Genomic DNA, 25,734 nt, shown 5'->3' with positions numbered 1-25,734 from the left:
GGAAAGACGCCGATTTTCAGGCGCGCGGCAGCCGTCTCTGCGTCTGCGGGTCGTAGCCGTGCAGGTTCTCGTGGGCGCAGACCAGCGACACCGGCTGGCCGATGACCGGTGCCGGCCGGGCCGCGTCGATGCGGGCGGTCAGCAGCGGCGCGGCCTGCGGTTCGGGCGTCGCCAGGCGGGCGTGCACCAGCCGTTCGGCGCCGAGCATCTCGACCATCTCGACGACGGCGGGCCAGCCGGCCGCATCCGGCGGGGCGATGTCCAGGTGTTCGGGCCGCACGCCCAGCAGCAGCGGCGCGCCGGGTGCCGGCAGCGCGAAGGGCAGGTCGCCGGGCAGGGCCAGCGCCAGACCGGCGCAGCGCGCCTGACGGCCGGGCTCGACGCGGGTCTCGACCAGGTTCATCGGCGGCGAGCCGATGAAGGTCGCGACGAACGGCGTCGCCGGCTCGGCATAGACCGCCTCGGGCGTGCCGATCTGCTCGATGCGGCCGGCGTTCATGACGATCATGCGCTGCGCCAGCGTCATCGCCTCGACCTGGTCGTGCGTGACGAACAGCGAGGTGATGCCCAGCTCGGCGTGCAGCCGGCGGATCTCCAGCCGGGTCTGCGCGCGCAGCTTGGCATCGAGGTTGGACAGCGGCTCGTCGAACAGGAAGACCTGCGGCTCGCGCACGATCGCGCGGCCCATCGCGACGCGCTGGCGCTGGCCGCCCGACAGCTGGCGCGGCCGGCGTTCCAGCAGCGCGCCGAGTTCGAGGATGGCCGCAGCCTTGTCGACCCGGCGGCGGATCTCGGCCTTGTCCAGACCGGCGATCTTCAGGCCGTAGGCCATGTTGTCGTACACGCTCATGTGGGGGTAGAGCGCGTAGTTCTGGAAGACCATCGCGATGTCGCGTTCGGCCGGCTCCAGGTCGTTGACGATGCGCTCGCCGGCCGCGTTGCGGAAGGCGATCTGGCCGGCGCTGATCTCCTCCAGCCCCGCGACCATGCGCAGCAGCGTCGACTTGCCGCACCCCGAGGGCCCGACGATGACGATGAACTCGCCGTCGGCAATCTCGGCATCGACGCCGTGCACGACCTGTTGGGCGGACTTGCCGAAGCCGTACCGCTTGATGACCTGACGCAGGGAGAGAGCTGCCACGGGGTGGTCCTTGAACTGGATGCCTGACGTTATTTCTCGGTGTCGACCAGGCCCTTGACGAACCACTTCTGCATCAGCACGACGACCAGCGCCGGCGGCAGCATCGCCAGGATGGCGGTGGCCATCACGATGTTCCATTCGATCTGCGCGTCGCCGCCGGCAATCATCCGCTTGATGCCGATGACGACGGGGTACATGCGCTCGTCGGTGGTCACCAGCAGTGGCCAGAGGTACTGGTTCCAGCCGTAGATGAACTGGATGACGAACAGCGCGGCCATGCTGGTGGCCGACAGCGGCAGCAGCACGTCCTTGAAGAAGCGCATCGGCCCGGCGCCGTCGATGCGGGCGGCCTCGGCAAGCTCGTCGGGCACGCTCAGGAAGAACTGCCGGAACAGGAAGGTCGCGGTGGCCGAGGCGATCAGCGGGATCGTCAGGCCGGCGTAGCTGTTGAGCATGCCGAGGTCCGAGACGACCTTGTAGGTCGGCGCGATGCGGACCTCCACCGGCAGCATCAGCGTGACGAAGATGGCCCAGAAGCACAGCCGGCGCAGCGGGAAGCGGAAGTAGACGATCGCGAAGGCCGACAGCAGCGAGATCGCGATCTTGCCCAGCGCGATGCCCAGCGCCATGACCAGGCTGACGGCCATCATGTGGCCGACGGCGGCCTTGGAGCCGGTGCCCTCGCGCGTGCCGGCCAGGGCGGTCAGGTAGTTGTCGACGAAATGACCGCCGGGCAGCAGCGGCATCGGCGACTGCACGACGTCCTGTGCCGTGTGGGTCGATGCCACGAAGGTCACGTAGACCGGGAAGGCCACCACCAGCACGCCCAGCAGCAGCACGGCATGGGCCAGCAGGTCCAGCCAGGGACGGCGTTCGACCATCATCGGGCGACTCGATTCGTCATCAGTAGGTGACCTTCTTCTCGACGAAGCGGAACTGCAGGACGGTCAGCCCGACCACGATCACCATCAGCACGACCGACTGCGCCGCCGAGCCGCCCAGGTCCAGCGCCTTGAAGCCGTCGTGGTAGACCTTGTAGACGAGGATCGAGGTGTCCTTGCCCGGCCCGCCCTGCGTGGCCGCATCGACGATCGCGAAGGTGTCGAAGAAGGCGTAGACGATGTTGATGACCAGCAGGAAGAAGGTCGTTGGCGACAGCAGCGGCAGCTGGATGGTCCAGAAGCGCCGCCACGGTCGCGCGCCGTCGATCGCGGCGGCCTCGATCAGCGAGGCCGGGATCGACTGCAGCCCGGCGATGAAGAACAGCACGTTGTAGGAGATCTGCTTCCAGACCGCCGCGATGACGACCAGCGCCATCGCGTGGTCGCCGCGCAGCAGGTGGTTCCAGTCGATGCCGACGAAGCGCAGCGCGTGCGCGACCACGCCCATGCCGGGCGAGAACAGGAACAGCCACAGCACCCCGGCAATCGCCGGCGCGACGGCATAGGGCCAGATCAGCAGCGTGCGGTAGAACGTGGCGCCCCGCACGACCCGGTCGGCGAACACCGCCAGCAGCAGCGACAGCGTGAGGCCCAGCCCCGCCACCAGCACCGAGAACACGGCGGTCGTCTTGAACGACGCGAGGTAGAGCGGGTCGTTCCAGAGGTTGCGGAAGTTCTCCAGCCCGACCCATTCGACCGAGGTGCCGAAGGCGTCACTCTGCTGCAGCGACTGCAGCAGCGCCTGACCGGCCGGCCAGAAGAAGAACGCCCCGATCACCGCCAGCTGCGGCGCGAGCAGCAGCCAGGGCAGCCAGCGGGACCGGAAGACGACGCGCTTGTCGGCGGACACGGATCAGGCCGGCGCGTGTTCAGCGGTTGGCCTTCTCGAAGCGTTCGAGCAGCTCGTTGCCACGTGCGACGACGCTGTCGAGCGCTTCCTTGGCGGTCTTCTTGCCGGCCCAGACCTGTTCGAGTTCCTCGTCCTCGATGGTGCGGATCTGCAGGTAGTTGCCCAGCCGGATGCCGCGCGACTTGTCGGTCACCTTGCGCACCATCTGGTTGACGGCCACGTCGGTGCCCGGGTTGTCCTTGTAGAAGCCGGACTGGTCGGTCAGCTTGAAGGCCGCCAGCGTGATCGGCAGGTAGCCGGTGCGCTTGTGGCTGGCCGACTGGACCTCGGCGTTGGACAGGAAGTCGAAGAACTTCGCCACGCCCTTGTACTCGGCCGGCTTCTTGCCCGACAGCACCCACAGGCTGGCACCGCCGATGACGGTGTTCTGCGGCGCGCCGGTGACGTCGGGGTAGTAGGGCAGCGGCGACAGGCCGTAGGCGAACTTGGCGTTCTTCTTGACGTTGCCGTAGAAGCCCGAGGACGTCGTCATCATGGCGCACTCGCCGGAGATGAAGCTGGCCTCGGGCACGTTGGCGCGGCCCTTGTAGACGAACAGGCCCTGCTGGGCCATGTTGGCCAGGTTCTCGATGTGGCGCACGTGCAGCGGCGAGTTGATCTTCAGCCGCGCGTCCAGGCCGGCCAGGCCGTTGGACTTGGTCGCGTATTCGGTGTTGTGCCAGGCCGAGAAGCTCTCGAGCTGCGTCCAGCCCTGCCAGGCGATCGACAGCGGGCACTTGTGGCCGCTGGCCTTGAGCTTGGCGGCGGCCAGCGCCACCTCGGGCCAGGTCGCCGGGGCCTTGTCGGGGTTCAGGCCGGCGGCCTTGAAGGCGTCCTTGTTGAAGTAGAAGACCGTCGTCGACGAGTTGAACGGGAAGCTCAGCATCTGCCCGTTCGGGGCGGTGTAGTAGCCGGCCACGGCGGGGATGTAGGCGGCAGGATCGAACTTCAGGCCGGCGTCCTTCATGACCTGACCGACCGGCACCACGGCGCCCTTGCTGGCCATCATCGTGGCGGTGCCGACCTCGAAGACCTGCAGGATGTGCGGCGCGTTGCCGGCGCGGAACGCGGCGATCGCGCCGGTCATCGACTCGTCGTAGCTGCCCTTGTAGGTGGGCACGACCTTGTAGTCGGACTGGCTGGCGTTGAACTGCGCGGCCAGGTCGTTGACCCACTCGCCGTTGACGGCGGTCATCGAGTGCCACCACTGGATCTCGGTCTGGGCCTGGCTGGCAAAGCTGGCGACCAGGCCGGCCAGTGCCAGGCTGAGGTGGGCGACGGACTTGTTCATCGGGGAAGCTCCGGAGGGGTCGACGATCAGGGAAGAAGCCGCGAGCTTCGGTCAGGTGCGTGACCGTTTGATGGCGTCGCGGCGGACGTCAGGTTTGTGTCACGAAGCGGAAGGGCCGGCAAGGGCCTTCCACCCAGGGAAAATACGCCCCTGCGCTACCATCTGCGATCGCGCTCAGGCCTGCCTTTGGCGGTCTCCGAGCCCCGTATCCAGCGGCGGGAAACCTGCCCGCCGCGCATCTCTCGCGCGCTGCCTGCGCCCGCGGTCCTCAGCCCATGAATGCTCCGCTTCCCCTGACGCCCGCTGCCCTGGCGGCCGATGTCGATACCGTCGCCACCGCACCGCGCCTGCGCGAGATTCCCTACAACTACACGTCCCTGTCCGATCGCGAGATCGTCCAGCGCCTGCTCGGCCAGCACGCCTGGAGCCTGCTCGAACGCCTGCGCGCCGAGCGCCGCACCGGCCGCTCGGCCCGCATGCTCTACGAGGTGCTGGGCGACATCTGGGTGGTCCAGCGCAACCCGTATCTCGAAGACGACCTGATCGACAACCCGAAGCGCCGTGCGCTGCTGGTCGATGCGCTGAACCACCGTCTGCACGAGATCGAGAAGCGCCGTCGCCCGGCCGAGGACGGCGAACGCGACGCGGCGGTCGGCGAACTGCTGGCGGCGGCCCGCGTGGCGGTCGAGCAGTTCTCGGCCCGCTTCCGCACCGTGCACGACCTGCGTGCCCGCGCCCGCAAGGTGCTGGGCCGTCACACCGCCCGCGACAACGTCAAGTTCGACGGCCTGTCGCGCGTCTCGCACGTCACCGACGCGACCGACTGGCGCGTCGAGTACCCCTTCGTCGTGCTGACCCCGGACACCGAGGCCGAGATGGCCGCGCTGGTCGCCGGCTGCGTCGAGCTCGGCCTGACCATCATCCCGCGCGGCGGTGGCACCGGCTACACCGGCGGGGCCGTGCCGCTGACCTGGCGCAGCGCGGTCATCAACACCGAGAAGCTCGAACAGATGACCGAGGTCGAGCACGTCTCGCTGCCCGGTCTGGCCTCGCCGGTGGCGACGATCTGGACCGGTGCGGGCGTGGTCACGCAGCGCGTGGCCGATGCGGCCGAACGCGCCGGCTTCGTCTTCGCGGTCGACCCGACATCGGCCGAGGCCAGCTGCATCGGCGGCAACATCGCGATGAACGCGGGCGGCAAGAAGGCCGTGCTGTGGGGCACCGCGCTGGACAACCTCGCGAGCTGGCGCATGGTCACGCCCGAGGCGAAGTGGCTGGAGGTGACCCGCATCGGCCACAACCTGGGCAAGATCCACGACGTCGAGACCGCCAGCTTCGAGTTGCGCTACTACGACGCCAGCGGCAAGACGCTGGAGCGCACCGAGCGCCTGGACATCCCCGGCCGCGTGTTCCGCAAGGAAGGCCTGGGCAAGGACGTCACCGACAAGTTCCTCGCCGGCCTGCCCGGCATCCAGAAGGAAGGCTGCGACGGCCTGATCACCAGCGCCCGCTGGGTCGTCCACCGCATGCCGAAACACGTGCGCACGGTCTGCCTCGAATTCTTCGGCAACCCGAAGGACTGCGTGCCGTCGATCGTCGACATCAAGGACTTCATGTTTGCCGAGATGAAGCGCCCCGGTGGCGCCATCCTGGCGGGCCTGGAGCACCTCGACGACCGCTACCTGAAGGCGGTGGGCTACACGACCAAGAGCAAGCGCGGCGGCCTGCCGAAGATGGTGCTGATCGGCGACATCGTCGGTGACGACGAGAACGCCGTGGCGCGCGCCACCAGCGAGGTCATCCGGCTGGCCAACGGCCGTTCGGGCGAAGGCTTCGTGGCCGTCAGCGCCGACGCGCGCAAGACCTTCTGGCTCGACCGCAAGCGCACGGCGGCCATCAGCCGTCACACCAACGCCTTCAAGGTCAACGAGGACGTGGTGATCCCGCTCGAACGCATGGGCGAGTACACGCTGGGCATCGAGCGCATCAACATCGAGCTGTCGCTGCGCAACAAGCTGGAGCTGATCGACCGCCTGGCGGCGTTCTTCACCACCGACTCGCTGCCGCTGGGCAAGACCGACGACGCCAGCGAGATCCCGAGCGCCGAGCTGCTGGGCGACCGCGTCCAGCAGGCCCTGGCGCTGCTGGCCGAGGTGCGTGCGCTGTGGCAGGGCTGGAAGGACGGCCTGGACGTCGCCCAGCACGACGAGGTCAGCGCCGGCCGCAGCTTCTTCGACCAGCTGCAGGACCACAGCCTGCGGGCCTCGTGGCGTGCGCAGATCCTCAAGCCCTTCCAGCAGCGCATCTTCGCGGGCGCGGCCTTCGAGCCGATCGTCGAGGCCTGCCGCCAGATCCACCAGACGGTGCTGCGCGGGCGCGTCTGGGTGGCCCTGCACATGCATGCCGGCGATGGCAACGTGCACACCAACATCCCCGTGAACAGCGACAACTACGAGATGCTGCAGACGGCCCACGAGGCGGTCGCCCGCATCATGACGCTGGCGCGCAGCCTGGACGGCGTGATCTCCGGCGAACACGGCATCGGCATCACCAAGCTCGAGTTCCTGACCGACGACGAGATCGCCAACTTCGCCGCCTACAAGGCCCGCGTCGACCCGGAAGGCCGCTTCAACAAGGGCAAGCTGCTGCGCAAGGCCGACCGCACGGCGGCCCTGGGCGATGACACCCGCTCGGCCGACCTGAGCGAGGCCTACACGCCCAGCTTCGGGCTGATGGGGCACGAGTCGCTGATCATGCAGCGCAGCGACATCGGCGACATCAGCGCCAGCATCAAGGACTGCCTGCGCTGCGGCAAGTGCAAGCCGGTCTGCGCCACCCATGTGCCACGTGCCAACCTGCTCTATTCGCCGCGCAACAAGATCCTCGCGACCTCGCTGCTGATCGAGGCCTTCCTGTACGAGGAACAGACCCGGCGCGGCGTCAGCATCAAGCACTGGGAAGAGTTCGAGGACGTGGCCGACCACTGCACGGTCTGCCACAAGTGCCTGAGCCCGTGCCCGGTCAAGATCGACTTCGGCGATGTCTCGATGGCCATGCGCAACCTGCTGCGCAAGATGGGCCAGAAGAGCTTCCGCCCGGCCGGCGCGGCGGCGATGTTCATGCTGAATGCGACCAACCCCGAGACCATCAAGCTGGTCCGTGGCGCGATGGTCGGCGTGGGCATGAAGATGCAGCGCGTCGCCAACGATGTCCTGAAGGTCGTGGCCCGCAAGCAGACCAGCGCGCCGCCGGCCTCGGTCGGTGCCGCGCCGATCAAGGAACAGGTCATCCACTTCATCAACAAGAAGCTGCCGGGCGGCCTGCCGAAGAAGACGGCCCGCGCGCTGCTGGACATCGAGGACAAGAACTACGTCCCGATCATCCGGGACCCGATGGCGACGACGGTCGACAGCGAGGCGGTGTTCTATTTCCCCGGCTGTGGCTCCGAGCGCCTGTTCAGCCAGGTCGGCCTGGCCACGCAGGCCATGCTCTGGCACGCCGGCGTGCAGACCGTGCTGCCGCCTGGCTACCTGTGCTGCGGCTACCCGCAGCGCGGCAGCGGCCAGTTCGACAAGGCCGAGAAGATGATCACCGACAACCGGGTGCTCTTCCACCGCGTCGCCAATACGCTGAACTACCTCGACATCAAGACCGTCGTGGTCAGCTGCGGCACCTGCTACGACCAGCTGCAGGGCTACCAGTTCGACAAGATCTTCCCGGGCTGCCGGATCATCGACATCCACGAGTTCCTGCTGGAGAAGGGCATCACGCTGCAGGGCCAGGGCGGGTTCCTGTACCACGACCCCTGCCACACGCCGATGAAGCTGCAGGACCCGATGAAGACGGTCAAGGCGCTGCTGGGCGATGGCGTGGTCAAGAGCGACCGCTGCTGCGGCGAGGCCGGCACGCTGGCGCTGAACCGCCCGGACATCTCGACCCAGATCCGCTTCCGCAAGGAAGAGGAGATCCGCAAGGGCGAGGCCCAGCTGCGTGCTGCCGGCCACCAGGGCGACATGAAGATCCTGACGTCCTGCCCCGCCTGCCTGCAGGGCCTGAGCCGCTACCAGGACGACCTGAGCAACGGCCTGCTCGAAGCCGACTACATCGTGGTCGAGATGGCGCGCCAGATCCTCGGCGAGAACTGGATGCCCGACTACGTGCAGCAGGCCAACAGCGGCGGCATCGAGCGCGTGCTGGTCTGATCGCCGCGGCCGGCGGCCAGTTCGGCATGCCAGGCCAGCGCGGTCTGGAAAGGCTGCCAGCCGAGTCGCGGCCTGTCCGGATCGGCATCGGCCAACAGCACGGCGGCGAGGCGCTGGCGGATGTCGGCATTCGACAGTCCCGCCAGCGTCGGTCTGCAGGCCAGCAGGCGCGCGCGCTCCCCTGAAGGGTCGAGTTCCTCGACCAGCACGCAGCGGTCGATGTCGGGGATGTCGACGGCGTAGAGCCGCGCCATGAGACCGGCGGCCTGCTGGTGCGACTCGCGCTGATCGAGTCGACGGTACAGGTCCAGGCATCGCAGCAGCAGGCCGGGCGGCTGCTCCACCTCGCCCTGCGTGGCGGCTTCCAGCAACGCCACGGCGGCGTCGAAGCAACCGGTGCTGCGGAGGGCGTCGACCTCGTCGTAGAGTGCCTGATGGCCAGTCTCATCGAGCGTCGCGCGGGGCGTGGCGGTCGATGCCGGCGGTTCGGCGCGCGTGTGGGCGGTCCCGATCCAGAGGTCCTCCAGTTCGTCATGCACGGACGATCCGAAGGCGGTCGACGATCGGCTGGATGTGTCCGGGACGATCGCATCGGACTGGAAGCGCCGCAGCCGCCGCTCCTGCCAGGCGCGCGAGCCGATCCCCACCAGCCCGAAGCCCGCCCCCAGCGCGAACAGGCCACCCAGCCCGGCGCGCAACTGGTCTTCCTGGGCGAGCAGGCGCTGATCCTGGCGTTCCAGTTTCGTCCGCAAGGGCTGCAACTCGTCGCGCAGCGCGTGCAGGTCCTTCTGCCAGGTCTGGACGAAGGCGTCGGTGAGCGGGCTGGCCGAACTGCTGGCTGAAAAGTGACTGGCTGAACTGCTGGCTGAACTGCCGGCCTCTGCAGGCCGATGCAGCGGCGGGGCAGGCGGAGAGGGCGTCGGCGCCTCGACCGGTGGTGGTCTGGCGGGTGATCGACCCGGTGCCCTGGGTGCCGGCCGTGGCGGGATCGGCAAGGGCAGGCTCGCGGCGATCGAAGCGGGCGGCCGGGTCGCGAGAGCTGGCTGCAGTTCCTGGATCGGATCGGCCGGCGTGGCGAGATCCGCCTGAAGCTGTTGCAGCCGCGTGTAGGTCGGCCCGCAGTGCAGCGTCGCCCGCAGCAGCATGCGCATCAGCCTCAGCGGGGCAGGGTGGCCGAACGTGACCCAGGTGCTGCCGTCGACGTCGCGCTGGGCGTCCTGCCAGTCGAGCGCGAGGCTGCTGCCTTCATGCGGGTCGAGCGGCTGCAGGCTGGCACTCAGGCAACGCGACGGCAGCACGCCGGCGGTGTCCTCGCCTTCCGGCAGGCGCACCCGCAGCGTCAGCAGAGGCGGCTCACCCAGGCGAAGGTGGTGATCGCCCGGGACGAGGGTCTGGGCGAACGCCGGTGTTTGACAAAGGACGGTCAGGCCTGTCAGCAGCACCAGCGGAAAGGCGGGGAACAGGCGTCGGCAGCGATGCATCGGGGGCTCCGTCGAGAGGCACGTGGGATCAGGCCAATCTAGGAGACGGTGCTGCGCCGGTCGATCGCACCAAAGGGGGCGCCCTTTCGGGGGTGTCGGCGGATGGGGGGAGTGGTGCCGCGCACCGGTCGGCACGGGATATCTCGACCCAGAAACGACAAGACCCGCCGGGACGCATCCGGGCGGGTCGTGGATCACCTCAGGGGTGATCAGGAAGGCTGGCCGCTGGGGCCGACTCCGGTGGTTCGCCCATCGATCAGGTCGACGGGCTGGAACTCACTTGAGCTTCACTTCCTTGTACAGCACGTGCTTGCGTGCCTTCGGGTCGAACTTCATGAATTCGAGCTTTTCGGGCGTCGTCTTCTTGTTCTTGGCCGTGGTGTAGAAGTGGCCGGTACCCGCAGTGGATTCCAGCTTGATCTTTTCGCGTCCGCCTTTGGATGCCATGGTGTATTACCTCGCGGTTCAGAGTTCGCCGCGGGCACGCAGGTCAGCGACGACCTGCTCGATGCCCACCTTGTCGATCAGACGCAGTGCTGCGTTGCTGATGCGCAGGCGCACCCAACGGTTTTCCGTTTCCAGCCAGAAGCGGCGGTACTGCAGGTTCGGCAGGAAGCGACGCTTCGTTTTGTTGTTGGCGTGGGACACGTTGTTCCCCACCATCGGGCGCTTGCCCGTGACTTGACAGACGCGTGCCATGACGCTTCTCCAGACTGTGTTTCAACACGGCAAACAGCGCAAGCCAGCCGCTGGGCCGGACGACCGGGTGAGGACACACCGGGCGGCGGCTCTGGAGGCTCGGGCGGCAGGCAGCTCGTGTGAACGATCTGCCCGCTCGGCGCCGGGCCCCGGCTTGATGTTTGCCCCTCCGGCCTCTTGAAGGCCGGGTCTCAGGACGGCAAAACGAAGATTATAGACAAACCCGAGGGTCGGCCGCCAGTGGCTCAGTGCGCGCCGCCCTGTTCGAGGAAGCGCTGGGCGTCCAGCGCGGCCATGCAGCCGGTGCCGGCGCTGGTGATGGCCTGGCGGTAGATGTGGTCCTGCACGTCGCCGGCGGCGAAGACGCCGGGCACGCTGGTCATCGTCGCGAAGCCGTTCAGGCCGGTGCGGGTGACGATGTACCCGTCCTTCATCTCCAGCTGGCCCTGGAAGATGTCGGTGTTCGGGTGGTGGCCGATGGCGATGAAGCAGCCACGCACGGTCAGGTCGCGGGTGCTGCCGTCGGTGGTGCTGCGCAGGCGCACGCCGGTCACGCCGGAGGCATCGCCCAGCACCTCGTCCAGGGTCTGGAACACGTGCAGTTCCATCTTCCCGGCGGCGACCTTCTCGTGCAGCTTGTCGACCATGATGGCCTCGGCGCGGAACTTGTCGCGGCGGTGGATCAGGTGGACCTTGCTGGCGATGTTCGACAGGTACAGCGCTTCCTCGACCGCCGTGTTGCCGCCGCCGACCACGCAGACCTCGTCGCCGCGATAGAAGAAGCCGTCGCAGGTGGCGCAGCCGCTGACGCCACGGCCCATGAAGGTCTGCTCGGACGGCAGGCCCAGGTACTTCGCGCTGGCGCCGGTGGCGATGATGAGTGCGTCACAGGTGTAAGAACCTGCATCACCTGTGAGCTTGAACGGGCGCTGCGAGAAGTCCACCGCGTTGATGTGGTCGAACACCATCTGCGTGTTGAAGCGCTCGGCGTGCTGCTGGAAACGCTGCATCAGGTCCGGGCCGAGGACACCGGCGACATCGGCCGGCCAGTTGTCGACCTCGGTGGTCGTCATCAGCTGGCCGCCCTGGGCCATGCCGGTGACGAGCACGGGCTTGAGATTGGCGCGTGCCGCATAGATGGCGGCGGTATACCCGGCGGGGCCCGAGCCGAGGATCAGGACTTGGGCGTGCAAGTTGGAAGTGCTCATGTTTCTAGCGTGGCGTCGGGTGGTGGAAGTTCAAGGTCCGGAGCTGCAACCGGGTATCAATTCGGGGCGTCGGCGCTGTTCATTCCGGCAATGCTTCGGTTAGAGTGAGAGAGGCGTCACACATGCGTGAAGAAACTGGCTGCCGGCGGGCTCTGCTCACCCCGGCGACGCCGGTCACGGACGCTGCAGGAGGATCGAGGGATTGTATGAACGACCTGCTGTGGCGCGCCGGTAGGCCGACCATGAACACGATAGAACCAACTCAAGCAGGAGTGCCTCGATGGCCATGCTCTCGAATCTCGATCTGATCCGGCGCGTTCCCCTTTTCTCGATGCTCACCAACGAACAGGCCCAGACGGTGGCCGACGGGGTGATCAAGCGTCGCTACCGCCGGGGCGAGATCATCGTCGAGCAGGGTCGCAAGTCCGATGCGCTGTTCATTCTGCTGAGTGGCCGGGCCCGCGTGGTGACGTCCGACTCGCGTGGTCGCGAGGTCATCCTGGCCGTGCTGGAGCCGGGTGACTATCTCGGCGAGATGAGCCTGATCGACAACGAGCCGCATTCGGCCACCGTGCGCGCAGAGGTCCAGACCGACGTGCTGGTGCTGGGCCGCGGCGAGTTCGCTGCCTGCCTGCCGGAGAACTCCAGCCTGTCCTACGCGATCCTGCGCGGCCTGGTCGGCCGGCTGCGCAACGCCGACCGCCAGATCGAGTCGCTGGCGCTGCTGGACGTCTACGGCCGCGTCGCCCGCGCGCTGCTGGACATGGCCACCGACGAGGACGGCCAGCGCATGATCCGCAGCAAGGTCTCGCGCCAGGATCTGGCCAAGGTCGTGGGCGCCTCCCGCGAGATGGTCAGCCGGGTCATGAAGGACCTGGAAGAGCGCGGCCTGATCGAGACCCAGGAAAACGGCTGGGTCGTGCTGACCGATCGCCTGACGACCCAGTGAGCGTGCGCCGCGGCCGCCAGCCGGCCGCGTTCGATCGCCGACAATCCGGCGCATGACGTATCCGCTCGGCTCGCTGCGGTCGTCGTCCTCGGGCGACCCCGCTTCCTCTCCCTTCAACAGCCCTTCCGGCACCCCCGCCCGCGCCGGTCGCGGCGCGCCGTCCTGGCGCCTGCAGGCGGCCATCGCGCTCGGTGCGATCGTGTTCGTGCTGTGGGTGATGGCGCTGCTGAGCCAGCATCCGGGCGACCGCGCCTTCTCGACCTCCGGCGACGGCGCGGCCGTGCGCAACTGGGTCGGCTCGTTCGGTGCCTGGTGGGCCGATCTGTCGATCGTGCTGTTCGGCCTGTCGGTCTGGTGGCTGCCGCTGTTCCTGGCGCGTGGCTGGCTGGCGCTGCTGGCACGTTCGCTGCGCAGCCTTGCCGACAACCCCGACGAGCGCGCCGGCGCCTGGCGGCCGGACGGGCTGGCCTGGATCGGTCTGCTGCTGCTGATGGCCGCCAGCTGCTCGCTCGAATGGACCCGTCTCTACCGTCATGAGGATGCCCTGGCCGGTGCCCAGGCCGGCGGCATGCTCGGGGCCATGCTCGGCCCGCTGAGCATGAAGGTGCTCGGTTTTGCCGGCAGTGGCGTCGCCTGGATCGTCGTGATGCTGATCGGCCTGTCGTGGGCCTTCCGCTTCTCGTGGGTCGTGATCGCCGAGCGCATCGGCGCGGCCGCCGAAGGCCTGCGCGAGCGCCGCGAGGAGCGCCGCGAGCGAGCCGAGGACGAGCGCATCGGCCAGCGTGCCCAGCGCGAGCGCGAGCACCTCGTCGAGGTCGAGCGCCAGATCGAGGAAGTGCAGCCGCCGCTGGTGATCGAGGTGCCGCCGCCGGCCGTGCCGCCGTCCGAGCGGGTGGTCAAGGAGCGTCAGCAGCCGCTGTTCCAGGAGCTCGACAACGGCAAGCTGCCGCAGGTCGACCTGCTCGACGCCGCGCCGTCGATCCGCGTCGAGACCGTCACGCCGGAAACGCTGGAGATGACCAGCCGGCTGATCGAGAAGAAGCTCAAGGACTTCGGCGTCGAGGTTCGCGTCGTCGCCGCGCAGCCCGGCCCGGTCATCACCCGCTACGAGATCGAGCCGGCCACCGGCGTGAAGGGCTCGCAGGTCGTCAACCTGGCCAAGGACCTGGCTCGTTCGCTGAGCCTGGTGTCGATCCGCGTGGTCGAGACCATCCCCGGCAAGACCTTCATGGCGCTGGAGCTGCCCAACGCGCGCCGGCTGACGATCCGGCTGGCCGAGATCCTCGGCTCGCAGGTCTACAACGGCGCAGCCTCGCAGCTGACCATCGGCCTGGGCATGGACATCATCGGCACGCCGGTCGTCGCCGACCTGGCCAAGATGCCGCACGTGCTGGTCGCCGGCACCACCGGCTCGGGCAAGTCGGTGGGCATCAACGCGATGATCCTGAGCCTGCTCTACAAGGCCGAGGCACGCGATGTGCGGCTGATCCTGATCGACCCGAAGATGCTCGAGATGAGCGTCTACGAAGGCATCCCGCACCTGCTCGCCCCGGTCGTCACCGACATGAAGCAGGCCGGCAACGCGCTCAACTGGTGCGTGGCCGAGATGGAGCGGCGCTACAAGCTGCTCAGCAAGATGGGCGTGCGCAACCTGGCCGGCTACAACAAGAAGATCGGCGAGGCGACCGATCGCGGCGAGCTGATCCCCAACCCCTTCAGCCTGACACCCGACGCGCCCGAGCCACTTGGCCGCCTGCCGCACATCGTCGTGGTGATCGACGAACTCGCCGACCTGATGATGGTGGTGGGCAAGAAGATCGAGGAGCTGATCGCCCGCCTGGCGCAGAAGGCGCGGGCCTCGGGCATCCACCTGATCCTGGCCACGCAGCGGCCCAGCGTGGACGTCATCACCGGCCTGATCAAGGCCAACATCCCGACCCGCATCGCCTTCCAGGTCTCCAGCAAGATCGACAGCCGCACCATCCTTGACCAGATGGGCGCCGAGGCGCTGCTCGGCCAGGGCGACATGCTCTACCTGACGCCCGGCGGCGGCCTGCCGGTGCGGGTGCACGGCGCCTTCGTCAGCGACGACGAGGTGCACCGCGTCGTCAGCTACCTCAAGACCCAGGGCGAGCCCGACTACATCGAGGGCATCCTCGAAGGGGGCGTGCTCGACGGTGAAGGCGGCGAGCCCGGCGATGCGGCCGGCGGACCTTCCGGCGAGGCCGACCCGATGTACGACCAGGCCGTCGCGATCGTGCTGCAGCACCGCCGCGCGTCGATCTCGCTGGTGCAGCGCCACCTGCGCATCGGCTACAACCGCGCCGCCCGCCTGCTCGAACAGATGGAGCAGTCCGGCGTGGTCTCCAGCATGGCGACCAACGGCAACCGCGACATCCTGGTGCCGCCGCGCCAGGGCGACTGACAACCTCTTCCGACCGGTCTCCGGCGCATCGAATCCATGTCCCAGAACCTGCCCCTGTTCCGTCGCCGCTGGCTTGCCACGGTCGGTCTCTCGCTGCTGCTGCCGCTCTGGCCGATCGCCGCGAAGGCCGATGCCATCGGGGCCCTGCGCGATTTCGTCCGCGAGGTCCAGTCCGGCCGCGCCAGCTTCAGCCAGGCCGTGACCGGTGCCGACGGCGCGCGCAAGAAGCCGTCATCCGGCACCTTCGAGTTCCTGCGCCCGAACCGCTTCCGCTTCGACTACGCCAAGCCCTACGAGCAGCTGATCGTCTCGGACGGCGCCAAGGTCTGGCTGCACGACCAGGACCTCAACCAGGTCACCGTGCGGCCCTACGACCAGGCGCTCGGCAGCACGCCGGCAGCGCTGCTGGCGGGTGGCTCGATCGAGCGCGACTTCACGCTGTCCAACCAGCCCGACGAGGCCGGTCTGCAATGGGTGCTGGCCGAGCCGAAGAACGCCGAGGGCAGCATCCGCAAGGTCCGCGTCGCCTTCAAGGGCAAGGAGCTCGCGGCCTTCGAGATCACCGACGCCTTCGGCCAGCGCTCGCGTCTGGACTTCAGCCGCGTCGAGACCAACCCGGCGATCCCCGCGACCCGCTTCCGCTTCGTGCCACCGGCCGGCGCGGACGTGCTGCAGCAGTGAGGCCGCCGCGCTGAGCGGACCAACGTGAGCGACCTGTTCGACGGCGCCGAGCCGCCGCCCGCGACGACCGCCCGCGCCGAGCGGCCGGCGGGTTCGACGGCGCCCGGCGCCATCCCCTTGGCCGAGCGCCTGCGGCCGCGCCACATCGACGAGGTCATCGGCCAGCACGACCTGCTCGATGCCGGCAAGCCGCTGCGGGTGGCGTTCGAGTCGGGGCAGCCTCACTCGATGATCCTGTGGGGTCCGCCGGGGGTCGGCAAGACCACGCTGGCGCGGCTGATGGCCGATGCCTTCGAGGCCGTCTTCGTGCAGATCTCGGCCGTGCTCGGCGGCGTCAAGGAGATCCGCGAGGCGGTCGAGCAAGCCCGCGTCGCGCAGGCCCAGGGGCGGCGCTGCATCGTCTTCGTCGACGAGGTCCACCGCTTCAACAAGGCCCAGCAGGACGCCTTCCTGCCGCATGTCGAATCGGGCCTGTTCACCTTCATCGGCGCGACCACCGAGAACCCGTCGTTCGAGGTCAACTCGGCGCTGCTGTCGCGTGCCACGGTGCATGTCCTCAAGCCCATCGGAGAGGCCGACCAGCAGGCCCTGCTGGCGCGCGCCTGCGAGGCCCTCTGCGCCGTCGCGCCCGAGCCGGCCGCCGCGCTGCGGCTGATCGCCTATGCCGATGGCGACGCGCGCCGGCTGCTCAACACCTTCGAGAACGTCGTGCGCATGGTGGGTCCGTCGACTGTCGTCGACGAGGCCGTGCTCGAACGCTGCCTGGGTGCGCAGCTGCGCCGCTACGACAAGGGCGGCGACCAGTTCTACGACACCATCTCGGCGCTGCACAAGTCCGTGCGGGGCAGCAACCCGGACGGTGCCCTGTATTGGTTCGTGCGCATGCTCGATGGTGGTGTCGATGCACGCTACATCGCGCGCCGGCTGATCCGCATGGCGACCGAGGACATCGGCCTGGCCGACCCGCGCGCGCTGCGCCTGTGCCTCGATGCCAGCGAGACCTACGAGCGCCTGGGCTCGCCCGAGGGCGAACTGGCGCTGGCCAATGCGGTGATCTACCTGGCGGTCGCGCCGAAGTCGAACGCCGTCTACACGGCCTACAAGGCCGCCAAGGCCTTTGTCGCGCAGGACGGCACCCGACCGGTGCCGCTGCACCTGCGCAATGCGCCGACCGCGCCGATGAAGAAGCTCGACTTCGGCCGCGACTACCGCTACGCCCACGACGAGGCCGATGGCTACGCGGCTGGCGAGCACTACTTCCCCGAGGCGCTCGATCCGCCGCCGGCGTTCTACCAGCCGGTGCCACGCGGACTCGAGATCAAGATCGCCGAGAAACTGGCCCGATTGCGCGAGCTCGACGAGCAGGCGAAGAAGTCTCGTTGAAGCCGCGTTCACACCGCATCGGAGGCGGTGAGATTTGCGGAAAACACGAATCTTTCGCAGGGTGGGCCAGCCATACAATCCGCGCCGCTTGACGCCGACCTGGCCGTCTCCCGGCAGCATCGGGAAGGCCCGCACCGCCACAACGGGCACGGTCGTTGCGTGATCGAGCGGCAGGCCATGAACCCGCCGCATCAAGAACGACAAGCGGGCTAAGGGCACCGCATCCTGGAGACCTCTCGATGGACACCTTCGTACAGCAGATCATCAACGGTCTGGTGCTGGGCAGCATGTATGCGCTCGTGGCACTGGGCTACACGATGGTCTACGGCATCATCAGCCTCATCAACTTCGCCCACGGCGAGGTCCTGATGGTCGGCGCCATGGTCAGCTGGACCGTGGCTTCGGCCTTCCAGTCCGCCGGCATCCACTGGCCGGGCTGGGTCATCCTGCTGATCTCGATGGTGGCCGCCATCGTCGTCTGCTCGCTGCTCAACTACTCGATCGAGAAGATCGCGTACCGGCCGCTGCGCAACGCGCCGCGCCTGGCTCCGCTGATCACCGCGATGGGCATGAGCCTGCTGCTGCAGACGCTGGCGATGATCATCTGGAAGCCGAACCCGAAGCCGTATCCGCAGCTGATCCCGGCCGAGGTGTACTTCCTGTGGGAGGACGGCCCCGTCATCACGCTGACCCAGGTGCTGATCCTGGTCGTCACCGGCGTGGTGCTGAGCCTGCTGCTGTGGCTGGTCAACAAGACCAAGCTGGGCCGCGCGATGCGTGCCACCGCCGAGAACCCGCGCGTGGCCGGCCTGATGGGCGTGCGCCCCGACCACATCATCAGCGCCACCTTCATCATCGGCGCGGCGCTGGCCGCCATCGCCGGGATCATGTGGGCGGCCAACTACGGCACCCTGCAGCACAGCATGGGCTTCATGCCCGGCCTGAAGGCCTTCACGGCGGCCGTGTTCGGCGGCATCGGCAACCTCACCGGCGCGATGGTCGGTGGCGTGCTGCTGGGCCTGATCGAGGCCATCGGCGCGGGCTACCTGGGCCAGCTGACCGGTGACGTCTTCGGCAGCCACTACGTCGAGATCTTCGCCTTCCTGGTGCTGATCCTGGTCCTCACGCTGCGACCGAGCGGCCTGATGGGCGAACGCGTGGCCGATCGCGCCTGAACCCGGAGACCTCGCGATGAATCCGAAGAACCGACTCCTCGTCATCCTGATCGCGGCCATCGCCCTGCTGGCGATGCCGCTGATCGCCGCGCAGTTCGGCCAGGGCTGGGTGCGCATCATGGCGCTGGCGCTGCTGTACGTGCTGCTGGCGCTGGGCCTCAACATCGTGGTCGGCTATGCCGGCCTGCTCGACCTGGGCTACGTGGCCTTCTACGCGATCGGGGCCTACCTGTTCGCGCTGGTGGCCTCGCCGCACCTGTCGATGAACTTCGCGTCCTTCAAGGCCGCGTTTCCGAACGGCTTGCACTTCCCGATCTGGATGGTGATCCCGGTCGCCGCGGTCATCGCGGCACTGGCCGGCATGCTGCTGGGCGCACCGACCCTGAAGCTGCGCGGTGACTACCTGGCCATCGTCACGCTGGGCTTCGGCGAGATCATCCGGGTGTTCATGAACAACCTGGAGCATCCGCTCAACATCACCAACGGTCCGCGTGGCATCAGCCAGATCGACCCGATGACCTTCTTCGGCTTCAGCTTCGGCAAGCCGCTGGTGATCGGCACCTACTCGATCCCGTCGGTCGCGCTGTACTACTACCTGTTCCTGGCCCTGGTGGTCGGCAGCGTGGTGATCTGCCACCGGCTCGAGAACTCGCGCATCGGCCGCGCCTGGATGGCCATCCGCGAGGACGAGATCGCCGCCAAGGCGATGGGCCTGAACACCCGCAACCTGAAGCTGCTGGCCTTCGGCATGGGCGCCACCTTCGGCGGCGTGTCCGGCGCGATGTTCGCGGCCTTCCAGGGCTTCATCTCGCCCGAGTCGTTCACGCTGATGGAGTCGGTGATGATCGTCGCGATGGTGGTGCTGGGCGGCATCGGCCACATTCCCGGCGTGATCCTGGGTGCGGTGATGCTCTCGGCCCTGCCCGAGGTGCTGCGCTACGTCGCCGGTGACGTGCAGTCGATGACCGGCGGCCGCATCGATGCGGCCATCCTGCGCCAGCTGCTGATCGCGCTGGCGATGATCGCGGTGATGCTGCTGCGTCCGCGAGGCCTGTGGCCCGCGCCGGAGCATGGCAAGGCGGCCCCGGCCGTCGTGAAGTGAGGAGCACGCACATGAATGACACCGTTCTCGAGGTCAAGGGCGTCTCCAAGCGCTTTGGCGGCCTGCAGGCCCTCAGCGACGTCGGCATCACGATCCGCAAGGGCCAGGTCTATGGCCTGATCGGCCCCAACGGCGCCGGCAAGACCACCTTCTTCAACGTCATCACCGGGCTGTACACGCCCGACGGCGGCACCTTCCAGCTCGGCGGCGCGCCCTACACGCCGCAGGCCGTGCACCAGGTCGCTGCAGCCGGCATCGCCCGCACCTTCCAGAACATCCGTCTCTTCCCCGAGATGACGGCACTGGAGAACGTGATGGTCGGCCGCCACGTGCGCACCGGCTCGGGCCTGGTCGGCGCGATCTTCCGCACCGCCGGCTTCAAGGCCGAGGAAGCCGCCATCGCCGCACGCGCCCAGGAGCTGCTCGACTACGTCGGCATCGGCAAGTACGCCGAGTTCAAGGCCCGCACGCTGAGCTACGGCGACCAGCGCCGGCTCGAGATCGCCCGCGCGCTGGCGACCGATCCGAAGCTGATCGCGCTGGACGAACCCGCCGCCGGCATGAACGCGACCGAGAAGGTCGTGCTGCGCGAGCTGATCGACCGCATCCGCCAGGACGGCCGCACCATCCTGCTGATCGAGCACGACGTGAAGCTCGTCATGGGCCTGTGCGATCGCGTCACCGTGCTTGACTACGGCAAGCAGATCGCCGAAGGCACGCCGCACGACGTGCAGCGCAACGAGAAGGTGATCGAGGCCTATCTGGGCGCCGGTCACAAGGCCCATTGAGCGCAGCGAGCGGAGCATAGAGACATGACCCAAGACAACAAGCAGGTGCTGCTCGAAGTGCGCGGCCTCAAGGTCGCCTATGGCGGCATCCAGGCCGTCAAGGGCGCCTCGATCGAGGTGCGCGAGGGCGAGCTCGTCAGCCTGATCGGTGCCAACGGCGCCGGCAAGACGACCACGCTGAAGGCCGTCACCGGCATCCAGCCGATCGCCGATGGCGATGTGCATTACCTCGGCCGCAGCATCCGCGGCCAGGGTGCCTGGGACCTGGCCAAGCAGGGCCTGGTGATGATCCCGGAAGGGCGCGGCACCTTCACGCGCATGACCATCACCGAGAACCTCCAGATGGGCGCCTACACGCGCAACGACAAGGAGATCGATGCCGACATCGAGAAGGTCTTCGGCATCTTCCCGCGCCTGAAGGAACGCCGCGACCAGCTCGCCGGCACGATGTCCGGCGGCGAGCAGCAGATGCTCGCGATGGGCCGAGCGCTGATGGCGCGGCCCAAGGTGCTGCTGCTCGACGAGCCGTCGATGGGCCTGTCGCCGATCATGGTCGACAAGATCTTCGAGGTCGTCGGCGACATCCACAAGCAGGGCGTCACCATGCTGCTGGTCGAGCAGAACGCCAGCCGCGCGCTGGCGATTGCCGACCGTGGCTACGTGATGGAGTCGGGCGAGGTCACGATGAGCGGCGAAGGCCGCGCGCTGCTCGACGACCCGAAGGTCCGCGCCGCCTACCTGGGCGAGTGAACCGACGCCGGCCCGCCGCCTGACGCGAGGTCAGGCGGTGCGGCCGTCCAGATCGTTCAGGCCGCTCAGGTCATACAGCACGTTGATGCGTGCGACGTACTTCGGCACCGGGCCGTACACCTAGCGGCCCTCGTGCATCACCGAACCCGGCCCGAAGCCGTGCCGGAAGAACAGCGCGCTGCCCTTGCGCGGCGTGACATCCACCACCCGGCCGTTCGCGCCATGCAGGCGGGTGCAACCGCCTTCGACGCCATCCTCCGGGCCGTTCAGGTAGAGCAGCATCGTCAGGCCGGAACGCAGGCCGGGCCACTCGACCATCGCTGTGCGATCCGGGCTCAGGCCGTAGCCGGGCCAGTCGCCATCGGTGTGGCGGTTGAAGACATCCTGGTCGTCGTAGCGGTACATGTTGAGCCGGTGGCTCAAGCGACCGTGCAGCGGCGCGCCGTCGAGCCACGCGGGCAGCCAGGGCCGGATGCGCTCGAAGATCGGCCCGAGCAGCGCCTCGTCGGCGACCCAGTGGACCGACTTGTTCAGGCGCATGCCGGGCGGCGTCATGATGCCCGGCGCCTCGTCGCGGAAGCCGAAGTGCTCGCTCGCGGCGACGATCCGGTCGGCCTCTGCCGGGCTGACCACGTCCTCGACCCCGAAGGCGAGCAGCCCGCCCAGGTCGATCTGATGGCCCTGTTGCCGGAGCTGCGGCTGCGACCCGAGCGCCAGACCCGGTGGCGTCGCGCTTAAGGCGTGGACGGGCGTCGCGGCAACGGCGCCGCCCATCGGCAGCGAGCCGGTCAGGCGCGCGACCACGCGCGGTGCGGGCCAGGCTGATGTGGTGTCGAGGGTCATGAACAGGGACGGGATCAGGCGAAGACCAAGGGCTGCAACCGCTCGGATGCGGCGCTCTCCAGCTCGTGTGCGGCGGCCAGGCTGGCCAGCCGGCCGATGACGCCGTGCATGTAGTAGCGGTTGGGCGCACCGGCATCCGGCTCGAAGGCCAGCGGCTCGAATCGCGCGCCGGGTGCGTTGAGGTTCTCGTCGATGCCGCGGCCGGCGTTGACGCGGTAGAAGCCGCCGACCACCTGCCGGTCCATCAGGTAGACCACCGGCTCGGCGACCGCGCCGCCGATGCGCTCGACCGTCGGCACGCCTTCCTGGATCAGCACGTCCGACACCTGCTGGCCGTCCTTGATGACGTCCATCTTGTTGCGCGTGCGGCGGTTCAGGGCGGCCAGCTCGGCGGCATCGCGCACGGTCATGATGCCCATGCCATAGGTCCCGTTGTCGGCCTTGACGATGACGAAGGGCGCGGCGTCGATGCCGTGTTCGGCGTACCGGCGACGGATCCGGCCGAGCAGCGCGTCGACCTGCTCCTGCAGGCGATCCAGCCCGGTGCCATCGGCAAAGCGGACGTTGCTGCAGCGGTCGAACAGCGGGTTCAGCAGCCACGGGTCGATGTCGATCAGCTGGCTCAGTCGATGAGCCACCGCGTCATAGGCCTCGAAGTGCCGGCTCTTGCGACGCACGTGCCAGCCAGCGTGCAGCGGGGGCACGAGGCAGGGGCCGTCGAGCCCACCAAGCCCATCCAGCACGGCCGGCACGCCGGCGCTGAGGTCGTTGTTGAGCAGGACCACGCACGGCTCGAAGCCGTCCAGCCCGAGGCGTCGCCCGCGCCGGACCAGCGGCTCCAGCGTGATCCGGCCACCGTCGGGCAGATCGAAGGTCGTCGGTGCCGGGATGTCGGGGTTGAAGGTGCCCAGGCGCACGCTCAGCCCGGCCTGCCGGAAGATGGCCTGCAGCCGCGCCACGTTGGTCAGGTAGAACAGGTTGCGCGTGTGGTTCTCGGGCACCAGCAGCAAGCGGCGGGCACCGGGGCGCAGGCGCTCGATGGCGTCGCGCGCGGCCTGCGCCGCCAGCGGCAGCATCGCGGCCGTCAGGTTGTTCCAGCCGCCGGGGTAGAGGTTGGTGTCGACCGGCGCGACCTTGAAGCCGGCGTGGCGCACGTCCACCGAGACATGGATCGGCGGCGCGTGCGAGCGCCACTGCTGCGCCAGCCAGTGCTCGATCTGCGGGGCGGCGTCGAGGAAACGCCGTTCCAGCGCACCGATCGGGCCGTTCAGGGCCGTGACGAGATGGGGAACCATGCGGCCCTTCCGTGGCGGTGGGTCAGCGCCGCCGTCAACGGTAGTGGCCGTGTTTCTCCAGGATCTCGATCTTGTAGCCGTCGGGGTCGAGGATGAAGAAGAAGCGCGCCAGCAGCTCGTCACCGGCCTTGAACTCCTTGACCGGCAGCGGTTGGTAGCCGGCCTGCACCAGCTCGGCATGGCGGGCCGGCACGTCGTCGACCACCACACCGACATGGCCGTAGCCGTCGCCGTGGGTGTAGGGCTCGGCGCGGCCCTTGTTCCAGGTCAGCTCGATCTCGGCGTCGTTCTCGTCGTTGCGCAGGTAGACCAGCGAGAAGTCGGGGAAGTCGAGCCGGTGGGACGGCGTGAGGTTGAAGACCTCGCGGTAGAACGTCAGCGAGGCGTCGAGGTCGCGCACGCGGATCATGGTGTGAATGATCTTGGCCATGTGGGGTCGAGGTGGGGTTGAGCGGGGCTCAATGGGTGGTTCGGGTCGGAGGCGTCGTCGGCAGCACCGGCAAGGCCTCCGCCAGGGGTCGTCCGGCCTGGGCGCTTTCGAGCTGATCGCACTTGCGCCGCAGGTAGCGCAGGCAGGCGACCCGCAGGAACGAGGTGAAGTTCTGGACCTCGCCGCGCTGCTGCAGGATCTCGCCGTGGAACTGCACGATCAGCGCGTTGGTCGTCAGCCCTTCCTCGGCCGCCAGGCGGGTCAGCGTGTCCCAGACGAAGTTCTCCATCCGGATGCTGGTCGCGACGCCGTGGATGCGCACCCGGCGGGTGCGCGATTCGTAGGACATCGGATCGGCGGCGACGAAGAATTCACACATCGGGATCTCTGGCGTGTCGGAAGGGCGACCGGCGCGGTGACCGTCAGAGCGCGCGCTGGGTCATCTGCGCGGCGATGTATTCGGCCTGCCGGATGGCGAGCGTCACGATGGTCAGCGTCGGGTTCTCCGCACCGCCGGTCGTGAACTGGCTGCCGTCGCTGATGAACAGGTTGGGGATGTCGTGCGTCTGGCCCCACTTGTTGCAGACGCCGTCCTGGGCCCGCGCGCTCATGCGGGCGGTGCCGAGGTTGTGGGTCGACGGGTAGGGCGGCGTGCGGAAGGTCCGGATCGCGCCGCTGGCACCGTAGATGCGCTCGGCCTGCGTGAAGGCGTGGTTGCGCATCGCGATGTCGTTGTCGTGATCGTCGAAATGCACGTTGGGCACGTAGTTGCCGTACTGGTCCTTGACGTTGGTGTTGAGCGTCACGCGGTTGCTTTCGCGCGGCATGTCCTCGCCCACCAGCCACATGCCGGCCAGGTTGGTGTAGTGGTCCATCCACCACGAGAAGTCGGCACCCCAGGCGCCCGGATTCAGGAAGGCGGCCATGAAGGGCAGACCCAGCGACAGCGTCTCCAGCTCGTAGCCGCCGACGAAGCCGCGACGGGTGTCGTGGCGGGCCTCGTCACGCACGATGCCGGCCATCGTGGTGCCGCGGTACATGTGGACGGGGTCCTTGAAGGCGGCGTAGACCGAGCCGGTCATGTGGCGCATGTAGTTGCGGCCGACCTGGCCCGACGAGTTGGCCAGGCCGTCCTTGAACATGTTCGAGGCCGACAGCAGCAGCAGGCGCGGCGTCTCGATCGCATTGCCCGCGACGCAGACGATGCGGGCCTTCTGGCGCTGTTCCTTGCCGTCCTTGTCGATGTAGACGACACCGTTGACGCGGCCGGCGGCGTTGTGCTCGATGCGGGTCACGTGGGCCTGGGTGCGCAGCTCGAAGTTGCCGGTGGCATCGGCGGCCGGCAGCTCGGTGTAGAGCGTCGACCACTTGGCGCCACTCTTGCAGCCCTGGAAGCAGAAGCCCAGCTGCAGGCAGCGGCTGCGGTTGTCGCGCGGCCGGCTGTTGATCGCCATGTTGCCGGTGTGCACCTCCTTGTAGCCCAGCTTGGTGGCGCCGTTGTGCATCACCTTGAAGTTGTTGTTGCCGGGCAGGCCGGGGATGCCGTTGGTGCGCGTCACGCCCATCTTGTTCTCGGCCCGGGCGTAGTAGGGCTCGAGATCCTTGTAGGTCAGCGGCCAGTCGAGCAGGTTGGCGCCCTTGACCTCGCCGTAGTGGCTGCGGGTCTTGAACTCGTGCTCCTGGAAGCGCAGCGACGCGCCGGCCCAGTGCGTGGTCGTGCCGCCGACGGTCTTGCAGATCCAGGCCGGCAGACCGGCGAAGTCCTTGGCGACGCGCCAGCTGCCCGAGGTGGTGCGCTTGTCCAGCCAGGCCAGCTGGCTGAAGGACTTCCATTCGTCGTTGATGAAGCTGGCGTTGGACTGCTTGCCGCCGGCTTCGAGCACGACCACCTTGATGCCCTTCTGGCACAGCTCGTTGGCCAGCGTGCCGCCGCCGGCGCCCGAGCCGATGATGACGACCACCGAGTCGTCCTTGAAGTCGAATTCAGCCATGTCTGTCTCCTGTCACGCACGCGGCCCGTGGCCGGCACGCCTTGATGGGTGTCGTTCTGTTCTGGATGTG

22 protein-coding genes are annotated in these 25,734 nt (G+C 68.2%); 9 read left to right on the top strand and 13 right to left on the bottom strand.

Going from position 1 to position 25,734, the window contains the following annotated elements; all coding sequences use genetic code 11:
* Positions 1–16 precede the first annotated feature (16 nt).
* Genes ugpC through ugpB form a run of 4 tightly spaced genes read right to left on the bottom strand, consistent with a single transcriptional unit; the run spans position 17 to position 4,262 of the window.
* On the bottom strand, positions 17–1,141 hold the full coding sequence (gene ugpC, locus ACWA7K_RS13775; RefSeq protein WP_456161961.1) for a sn-glycerol-3-phosphate ABC transporter ATP-binding protein UgpC: 1,125 nt from the start codon (positions 1,139–1,141) through the stop codon (positions 17–19).
* A gap of 29 nt (positions 1,142–1,170) precedes the next feature.
* Positions 1,171–2,022, bottom strand: a complete 852-nt coding sequence (gene ugpE / locus ACWA7K_RS13770; protein ID WP_456168822.1) for a sn-glycerol-3-phosphate ABC transporter permease UgpE — start codon at positions 2,020–2,022, stop codon at positions 1,171–1,173.
* Between the two features lie 22 nt (positions 2,023–2,044).
* Positions 2,045–2,932 carry a sn-glycerol-3-phosphate ABC transporter permease UgpA gene (gene ugpA / locus ACWA7K_RS13765; RefSeq protein WP_456161960.1) on the bottom strand — a complete coding sequence of 296 codons (888 nt, stop codon included), beginning with the start codon at positions 2,930–2,932 and terminating at the stop codon, positions 2,045–2,047.
* Positions 2,933–2,951: 19 nt separating this feature from the next.
* Positions 2,952–4,262 (bottom strand): sn-glycerol-3-phosphate ABC transporter substrate-binding protein UgpB, encoded by a 1,311-nt coding sequence (ugpB, locus tag ACWA7K_RS13760; protein ID WP_456161959.1) that lies wholly within the window; start codon positions 4,260–4,262, stop codon positions 2,952–2,954.
* Between the two features lie 275 nt (positions 4,263–4,537).
* Here ugpB and ACWA7K_RS13755 point away from each other — a divergent pair, with 275 nt between their 5' ends.
* Entirely contained in the window at positions 4,538–8,464 is a 3,927-nt protein-coding gene (locus ACWA7K_RS13755; RefSeq protein WP_456161958.1) for a DUF3683 domain-containing protein, read from the top strand.
* Here the strand turns inward: ACWA7K_RS13755 and ACWA7K_RS13750 are convergent.
* From ACWA7K_RS13750 to trxB, 4 genes are all read right to left on the bottom strand, one after another.
* Complete coding sequence (locus ACWA7K_RS13750) at positions 8,416–9,945, bottom strand: hypothetical protein (protein WP_456161957.1); 1,530 nt, start codon at positions 9,943–9,945, stop codon at positions 8,416–8,418. The two genes, ACWA7K_RS13755 and ACWA7K_RS13750, sit on opposite strands and share 49 nt — an antisense overlap.
* Before the next feature lie 276 nt (positions 9,946–10,221).
* Positions 10,222–10,392, bottom strand: coding sequence for a 50S ribosomal protein L33 (gene rpmG, locus ACWA7K_RS13745; RefSeq protein ID WP_130483048.1), 171 nt, complete (start codon positions 10,390–10,392; stop codon positions 10,222–10,224).
* An 18-nt stretch (positions 10,393–10,410) separates the two neighbouring features.
* Positions 10,411–10,644, bottom strand: coding sequence for a 50S ribosomal protein L28 (rpmB, locus tag ACWA7K_RS13740; protein ID WP_130483049.1), 234 nt, complete (start codon positions 10,642–10,644; stop codon positions 10,411–10,413).
* Between the two features lie 245 nt (positions 10,645–10,889).
* Positions 10,890–11,852, bottom strand: a complete 963-nt coding sequence (gene trxB, locus ACWA7K_RS13735) for a thioredoxin-disulfide reductase (protein WP_456161956.1) — start codon at positions 11,850–11,852, stop codon at positions 10,890–10,892.
* 280 nt (positions 11,853–12,132) lie between these two features.
* On the opposite strand from trxB, the gene ACWA7K_RS13730 reads away from it, so the two are divergent.
* The 8 genes from ACWA7K_RS13730 to ACWA7K_RS13695 all read left to right on the top strand — a co-directional run bounded on the left by ACWA7K_RS13730 (position 12,133) and on the right by ACWA7K_RS13695 (position 21,105).
* Positions 12,133–12,801 carry a Crp/Fnr family transcriptional regulator gene (locus ACWA7K_RS13730; RefSeq protein WP_130483051.1) on the top strand — a complete coding sequence of 223 codons (669 nt, stop codon included), beginning with the start codon at positions 12,133–12,135 and terminating at the stop codon, positions 12,799–12,801.
* A gap of 52 nt (positions 12,802–12,853) precedes the next feature.
* Positions 12,854–15,226 (top strand): DNA translocase FtsK, encoded by a 2,373-nt coding sequence (locus tag ACWA7K_RS13725; protein ID WP_456161955.1) that lies wholly within the window; start codon positions 12,854–12,856, stop codon positions 15,224–15,226.
* Between the two features lie 36 nt (positions 15,227–15,262).
* Positions 15,263–15,907 carry an outer membrane lipoprotein chaperone LolA gene (gene lolA / locus ACWA7K_RS13720; RefSeq protein ID WP_456161954.1) on the top strand — a complete coding sequence of 215 codons (645 nt, stop codon included), beginning with the start codon at positions 15,263–15,265 and terminating at the stop codon, positions 15,905–15,907.
* A 111-nt stretch (positions 15,908–16,018) separates the two neighbouring features.
* Positions 16,019–17,290 carry a replication-associated recombination protein A gene (locus ACWA7K_RS13715; RefSeq protein ID WP_456168820.1) on the top strand — a complete coding sequence of 424 codons (1,272 nt, stop codon included), beginning with the start codon at positions 16,019–16,021 and terminating at the stop codon, positions 17,288–17,290.
* 239 nt (positions 17,291–17,529) lie between these two features.
* Positions 17,530–18,465: a branched-chain amino acid ABC transporter permease gene (locus ACWA7K_RS13710; RefSeq protein WP_456161953.1), complete on the top strand. Its 936-nt coding sequence runs from the start codon at positions 17,530–17,532 to the stop codon at positions 18,463–18,465.
* Positions 18,466–18,481: 16 nt separating this feature from the next.
* On the top strand, positions 18,482–19,567 hold the full coding sequence (locus ACWA7K_RS13705) for a branched-chain amino acid ABC transporter permease (RefSeq protein ID WP_456161952.1): 1,086 nt from the start codon (positions 18,482–18,484) through the stop codon (positions 19,565–19,567).
* An 11-nt stretch (positions 19,568–19,578) separates the two neighbouring features.
* On the top strand, positions 19,579–20,355 hold the full coding sequence (locus ACWA7K_RS13700; RefSeq protein ID WP_456161951.1) for an ABC transporter ATP-binding protein: 777 nt from the start codon (positions 19,579–19,581) through the stop codon (positions 20,353–20,355).
* Positions 20,356–20,379: 24 nt separating this feature from the next.
* Entirely contained in the window at positions 20,380–21,105 is a 726-nt protein-coding gene (locus tag ACWA7K_RS13695) for an ABC transporter ATP-binding protein (RefSeq protein ID WP_456161950.1), read from the top strand.
* 120 nt (positions 21,106–21,225) lie between these two features.
* Here ACWA7K_RS13695 and ACWA7K_RS13690 read toward each other — a convergent pair whose 3' ends face one another.
* Genes ACWA7K_RS13690 through ACWA7K_RS13670 form a run of 5 tightly spaced genes read right to left on the bottom strand, consistent with a single transcriptional unit; the run spans position 21,226 to position 25,664 of the window.
* The gene (locus ACWA7K_RS13690) at positions 21,226–21,948 is read right to left on the bottom strand and encodes a hypothetical protein (RefSeq protein ID WP_456161949.1); all 723 of its coding nucleotides are present in this window, start codon (positions 21,946–21,948) and stop codon (positions 21,226–21,228) included.
* Between the two features lie 14 nt (positions 21,949–21,962).
* Positions 21,963–23,243: a glutamate--cysteine ligase gene (gshA, locus tag ACWA7K_RS13685; RefSeq protein WP_456161948.1), complete on the bottom strand. Its 1,281-nt coding sequence runs from the start codon at positions 23,241–23,243 to the stop codon at positions 21,963–21,965.
* Positions 23,244–23,277: 34 nt separating this feature from the next.
* Positions 23,278–23,673 carry a VOC family protein gene (locus ACWA7K_RS13680; RefSeq protein WP_456161947.1) on the bottom strand — a complete coding sequence of 132 codons (396 nt, stop codon included), beginning with the start codon at positions 23,671–23,673 and terminating at the stop codon, positions 23,278–23,280.
* 28 nt (positions 23,674–23,701) lie between these two features.
* On the bottom strand, positions 23,702–24,052 hold the full coding sequence (locus ACWA7K_RS13675; protein WP_456161946.1) for a ribbon-helix-helix domain-containing protein: 351 nt from the start codon (positions 24,050–24,052) through the stop codon (positions 23,702–23,704).
* Positions 24,053–24,095: 43 nt separating this feature from the next.
* Positions 24,096–25,664 carry a GMC family oxidoreductase gene (locus ACWA7K_RS13670; RefSeq protein ID WP_456161945.1) on the bottom strand — a complete coding sequence of 523 codons (1,569 nt, stop codon included), beginning with the start codon at positions 25,662–25,664 and terminating at the stop codon, positions 24,096–24,098.
* Between the last annotated feature and the right edge of the window lie 70 nt (positions 25,665–25,734).

Source organism: Leptothrix mechoopdaensis (SeqCode) (genome assembly GCF_053893855.1).
This window is presented reverse-complemented; position numbering and strand designations above follow the sequence as displayed.

Excerpts from the sequence above, each read along its gene's own strand:
- ugpE (WP_456168822.1), bottom strand. The coding sequence starts at position 2,022 with ATGGTCGAACGCCGTCCCTGGCTGGACCTGCTGGCCCATGCCGTGCTG.
- ugpB (WP_456161959.1), bottom strand. The coding sequence starts at position 4,262 with ATGAACAAGTCCGTCGCCCACCTCAGCCTGGCACTGGCCGGCCTGGTC.
- ACWA7K_RS13755 (WP_456161958.1), top strand. The coding sequence starts at position 4,538 with ATGAATGCTCCGCTTCCCCTGACGCCCGCTGCCCTGGCGGCCGATGTC.
- ACWA7K_RS13750 (WP_456161957.1), bottom strand. The coding sequence starts at position 9,945 with ATGCATCGCTGCCGACGCCTGTTCCCCGCCTTTCCGCTGGTGCTGCTG.
- rpmG (WP_130483048.1), bottom strand. The coding sequence starts at position 10,392 with ATGGCATCCAAAGGCGGACGCGAAAAGATCAAGCTGGAATCCACTGCG.
- rpmB (WP_130483049.1), bottom strand. The coding sequence starts at position 10,644 with ATGGCACGCGTCTGTCAAGTCACGGGCAAGCGCCCGATGGTGGGGAAC.
- trxB (WP_456161956.1), bottom strand. The coding sequence starts at position 11,852 with ATGAGCACTTCCAACTTGCACGCCCAAGTCCTGATCCTCGGCTCGGGC.
- ACWA7K_RS13730 (WP_130483051.1), top strand. The coding sequence starts at position 12,133 with ATGGCCATGCTCTCGAATCTCGATCTGATCCGGCGCGTTCCCCTTTTC.
- ACWA7K_RS13725 (WP_456161955.1), top strand. The coding sequence starts at position 12,854 with ATGACGTATCCGCTCGGCTCGCTGCGGTCGTCGTCCTCGGGCGACCCC.
- lolA (WP_456161954.1), top strand. The coding sequence starts at position 15,263 with ATGTCCCAGAACCTGCCCCTGTTCCGTCGCCGCTGGCTTGCCACGGTC.
- ACWA7K_RS13710 (WP_456161953.1), top strand. The coding sequence starts at position 17,530 with ATGGACACCTTCGTACAGCAGATCATCAACGGTCTGGTGCTGGGCAGC.
- ACWA7K_RS13705 (WP_456161952.1), top strand. The coding sequence starts at position 18,482 with ATGAATCCGAAGAACCGACTCCTCGTCATCCTGATCGCGGCCATCGCC.
- ACWA7K_RS13700 (WP_456161951.1), top strand. The coding sequence starts at position 19,579 with ATGAATGACACCGTTCTCGAGGTCAAGGGCGTCTCCAAGCGCTTTGGC.
- ACWA7K_RS13695 (WP_456161950.1), top strand. The coding sequence starts at position 20,380 with ATGACCCAAGACAACAAGCAGGTGCTGCTCGAAGTGCGCGGCCTCAAG.
- ACWA7K_RS13690 (WP_456161949.1), bottom strand. The coding sequence starts at position 21,948 with ATGACCCTCGACACCACATCAGCCTGGCCCGCACCGCGCGTGGTCGCG.
- gshA (WP_456161948.1), bottom strand. The coding sequence starts at position 23,243 with ATGGTTCCCCATCTCGTCACGGCCCTGAACGGCCCGATCGGTGCGCTG.
- ACWA7K_RS13680 (WP_456161947.1), bottom strand. The coding sequence starts at position 23,673 with ATGGCCAAGATCATTCACACCATGATCCGCGTGCGCGACCTCGACGCC.
- ACWA7K_RS13675 (WP_456161946.1), bottom strand. The coding sequence starts at position 24,052 with ATGTGTGAATTCTTCGTCGCCGCCGATCCGATGTCCTACGAATCGCGC.
- ACWA7K_RS13670 (WP_456161945.1), bottom strand. The coding sequence starts at position 25,664 with ATGGCTGAATTCGACTTCAAGGACGACTCGGTGGTCGTCATCATCGGC.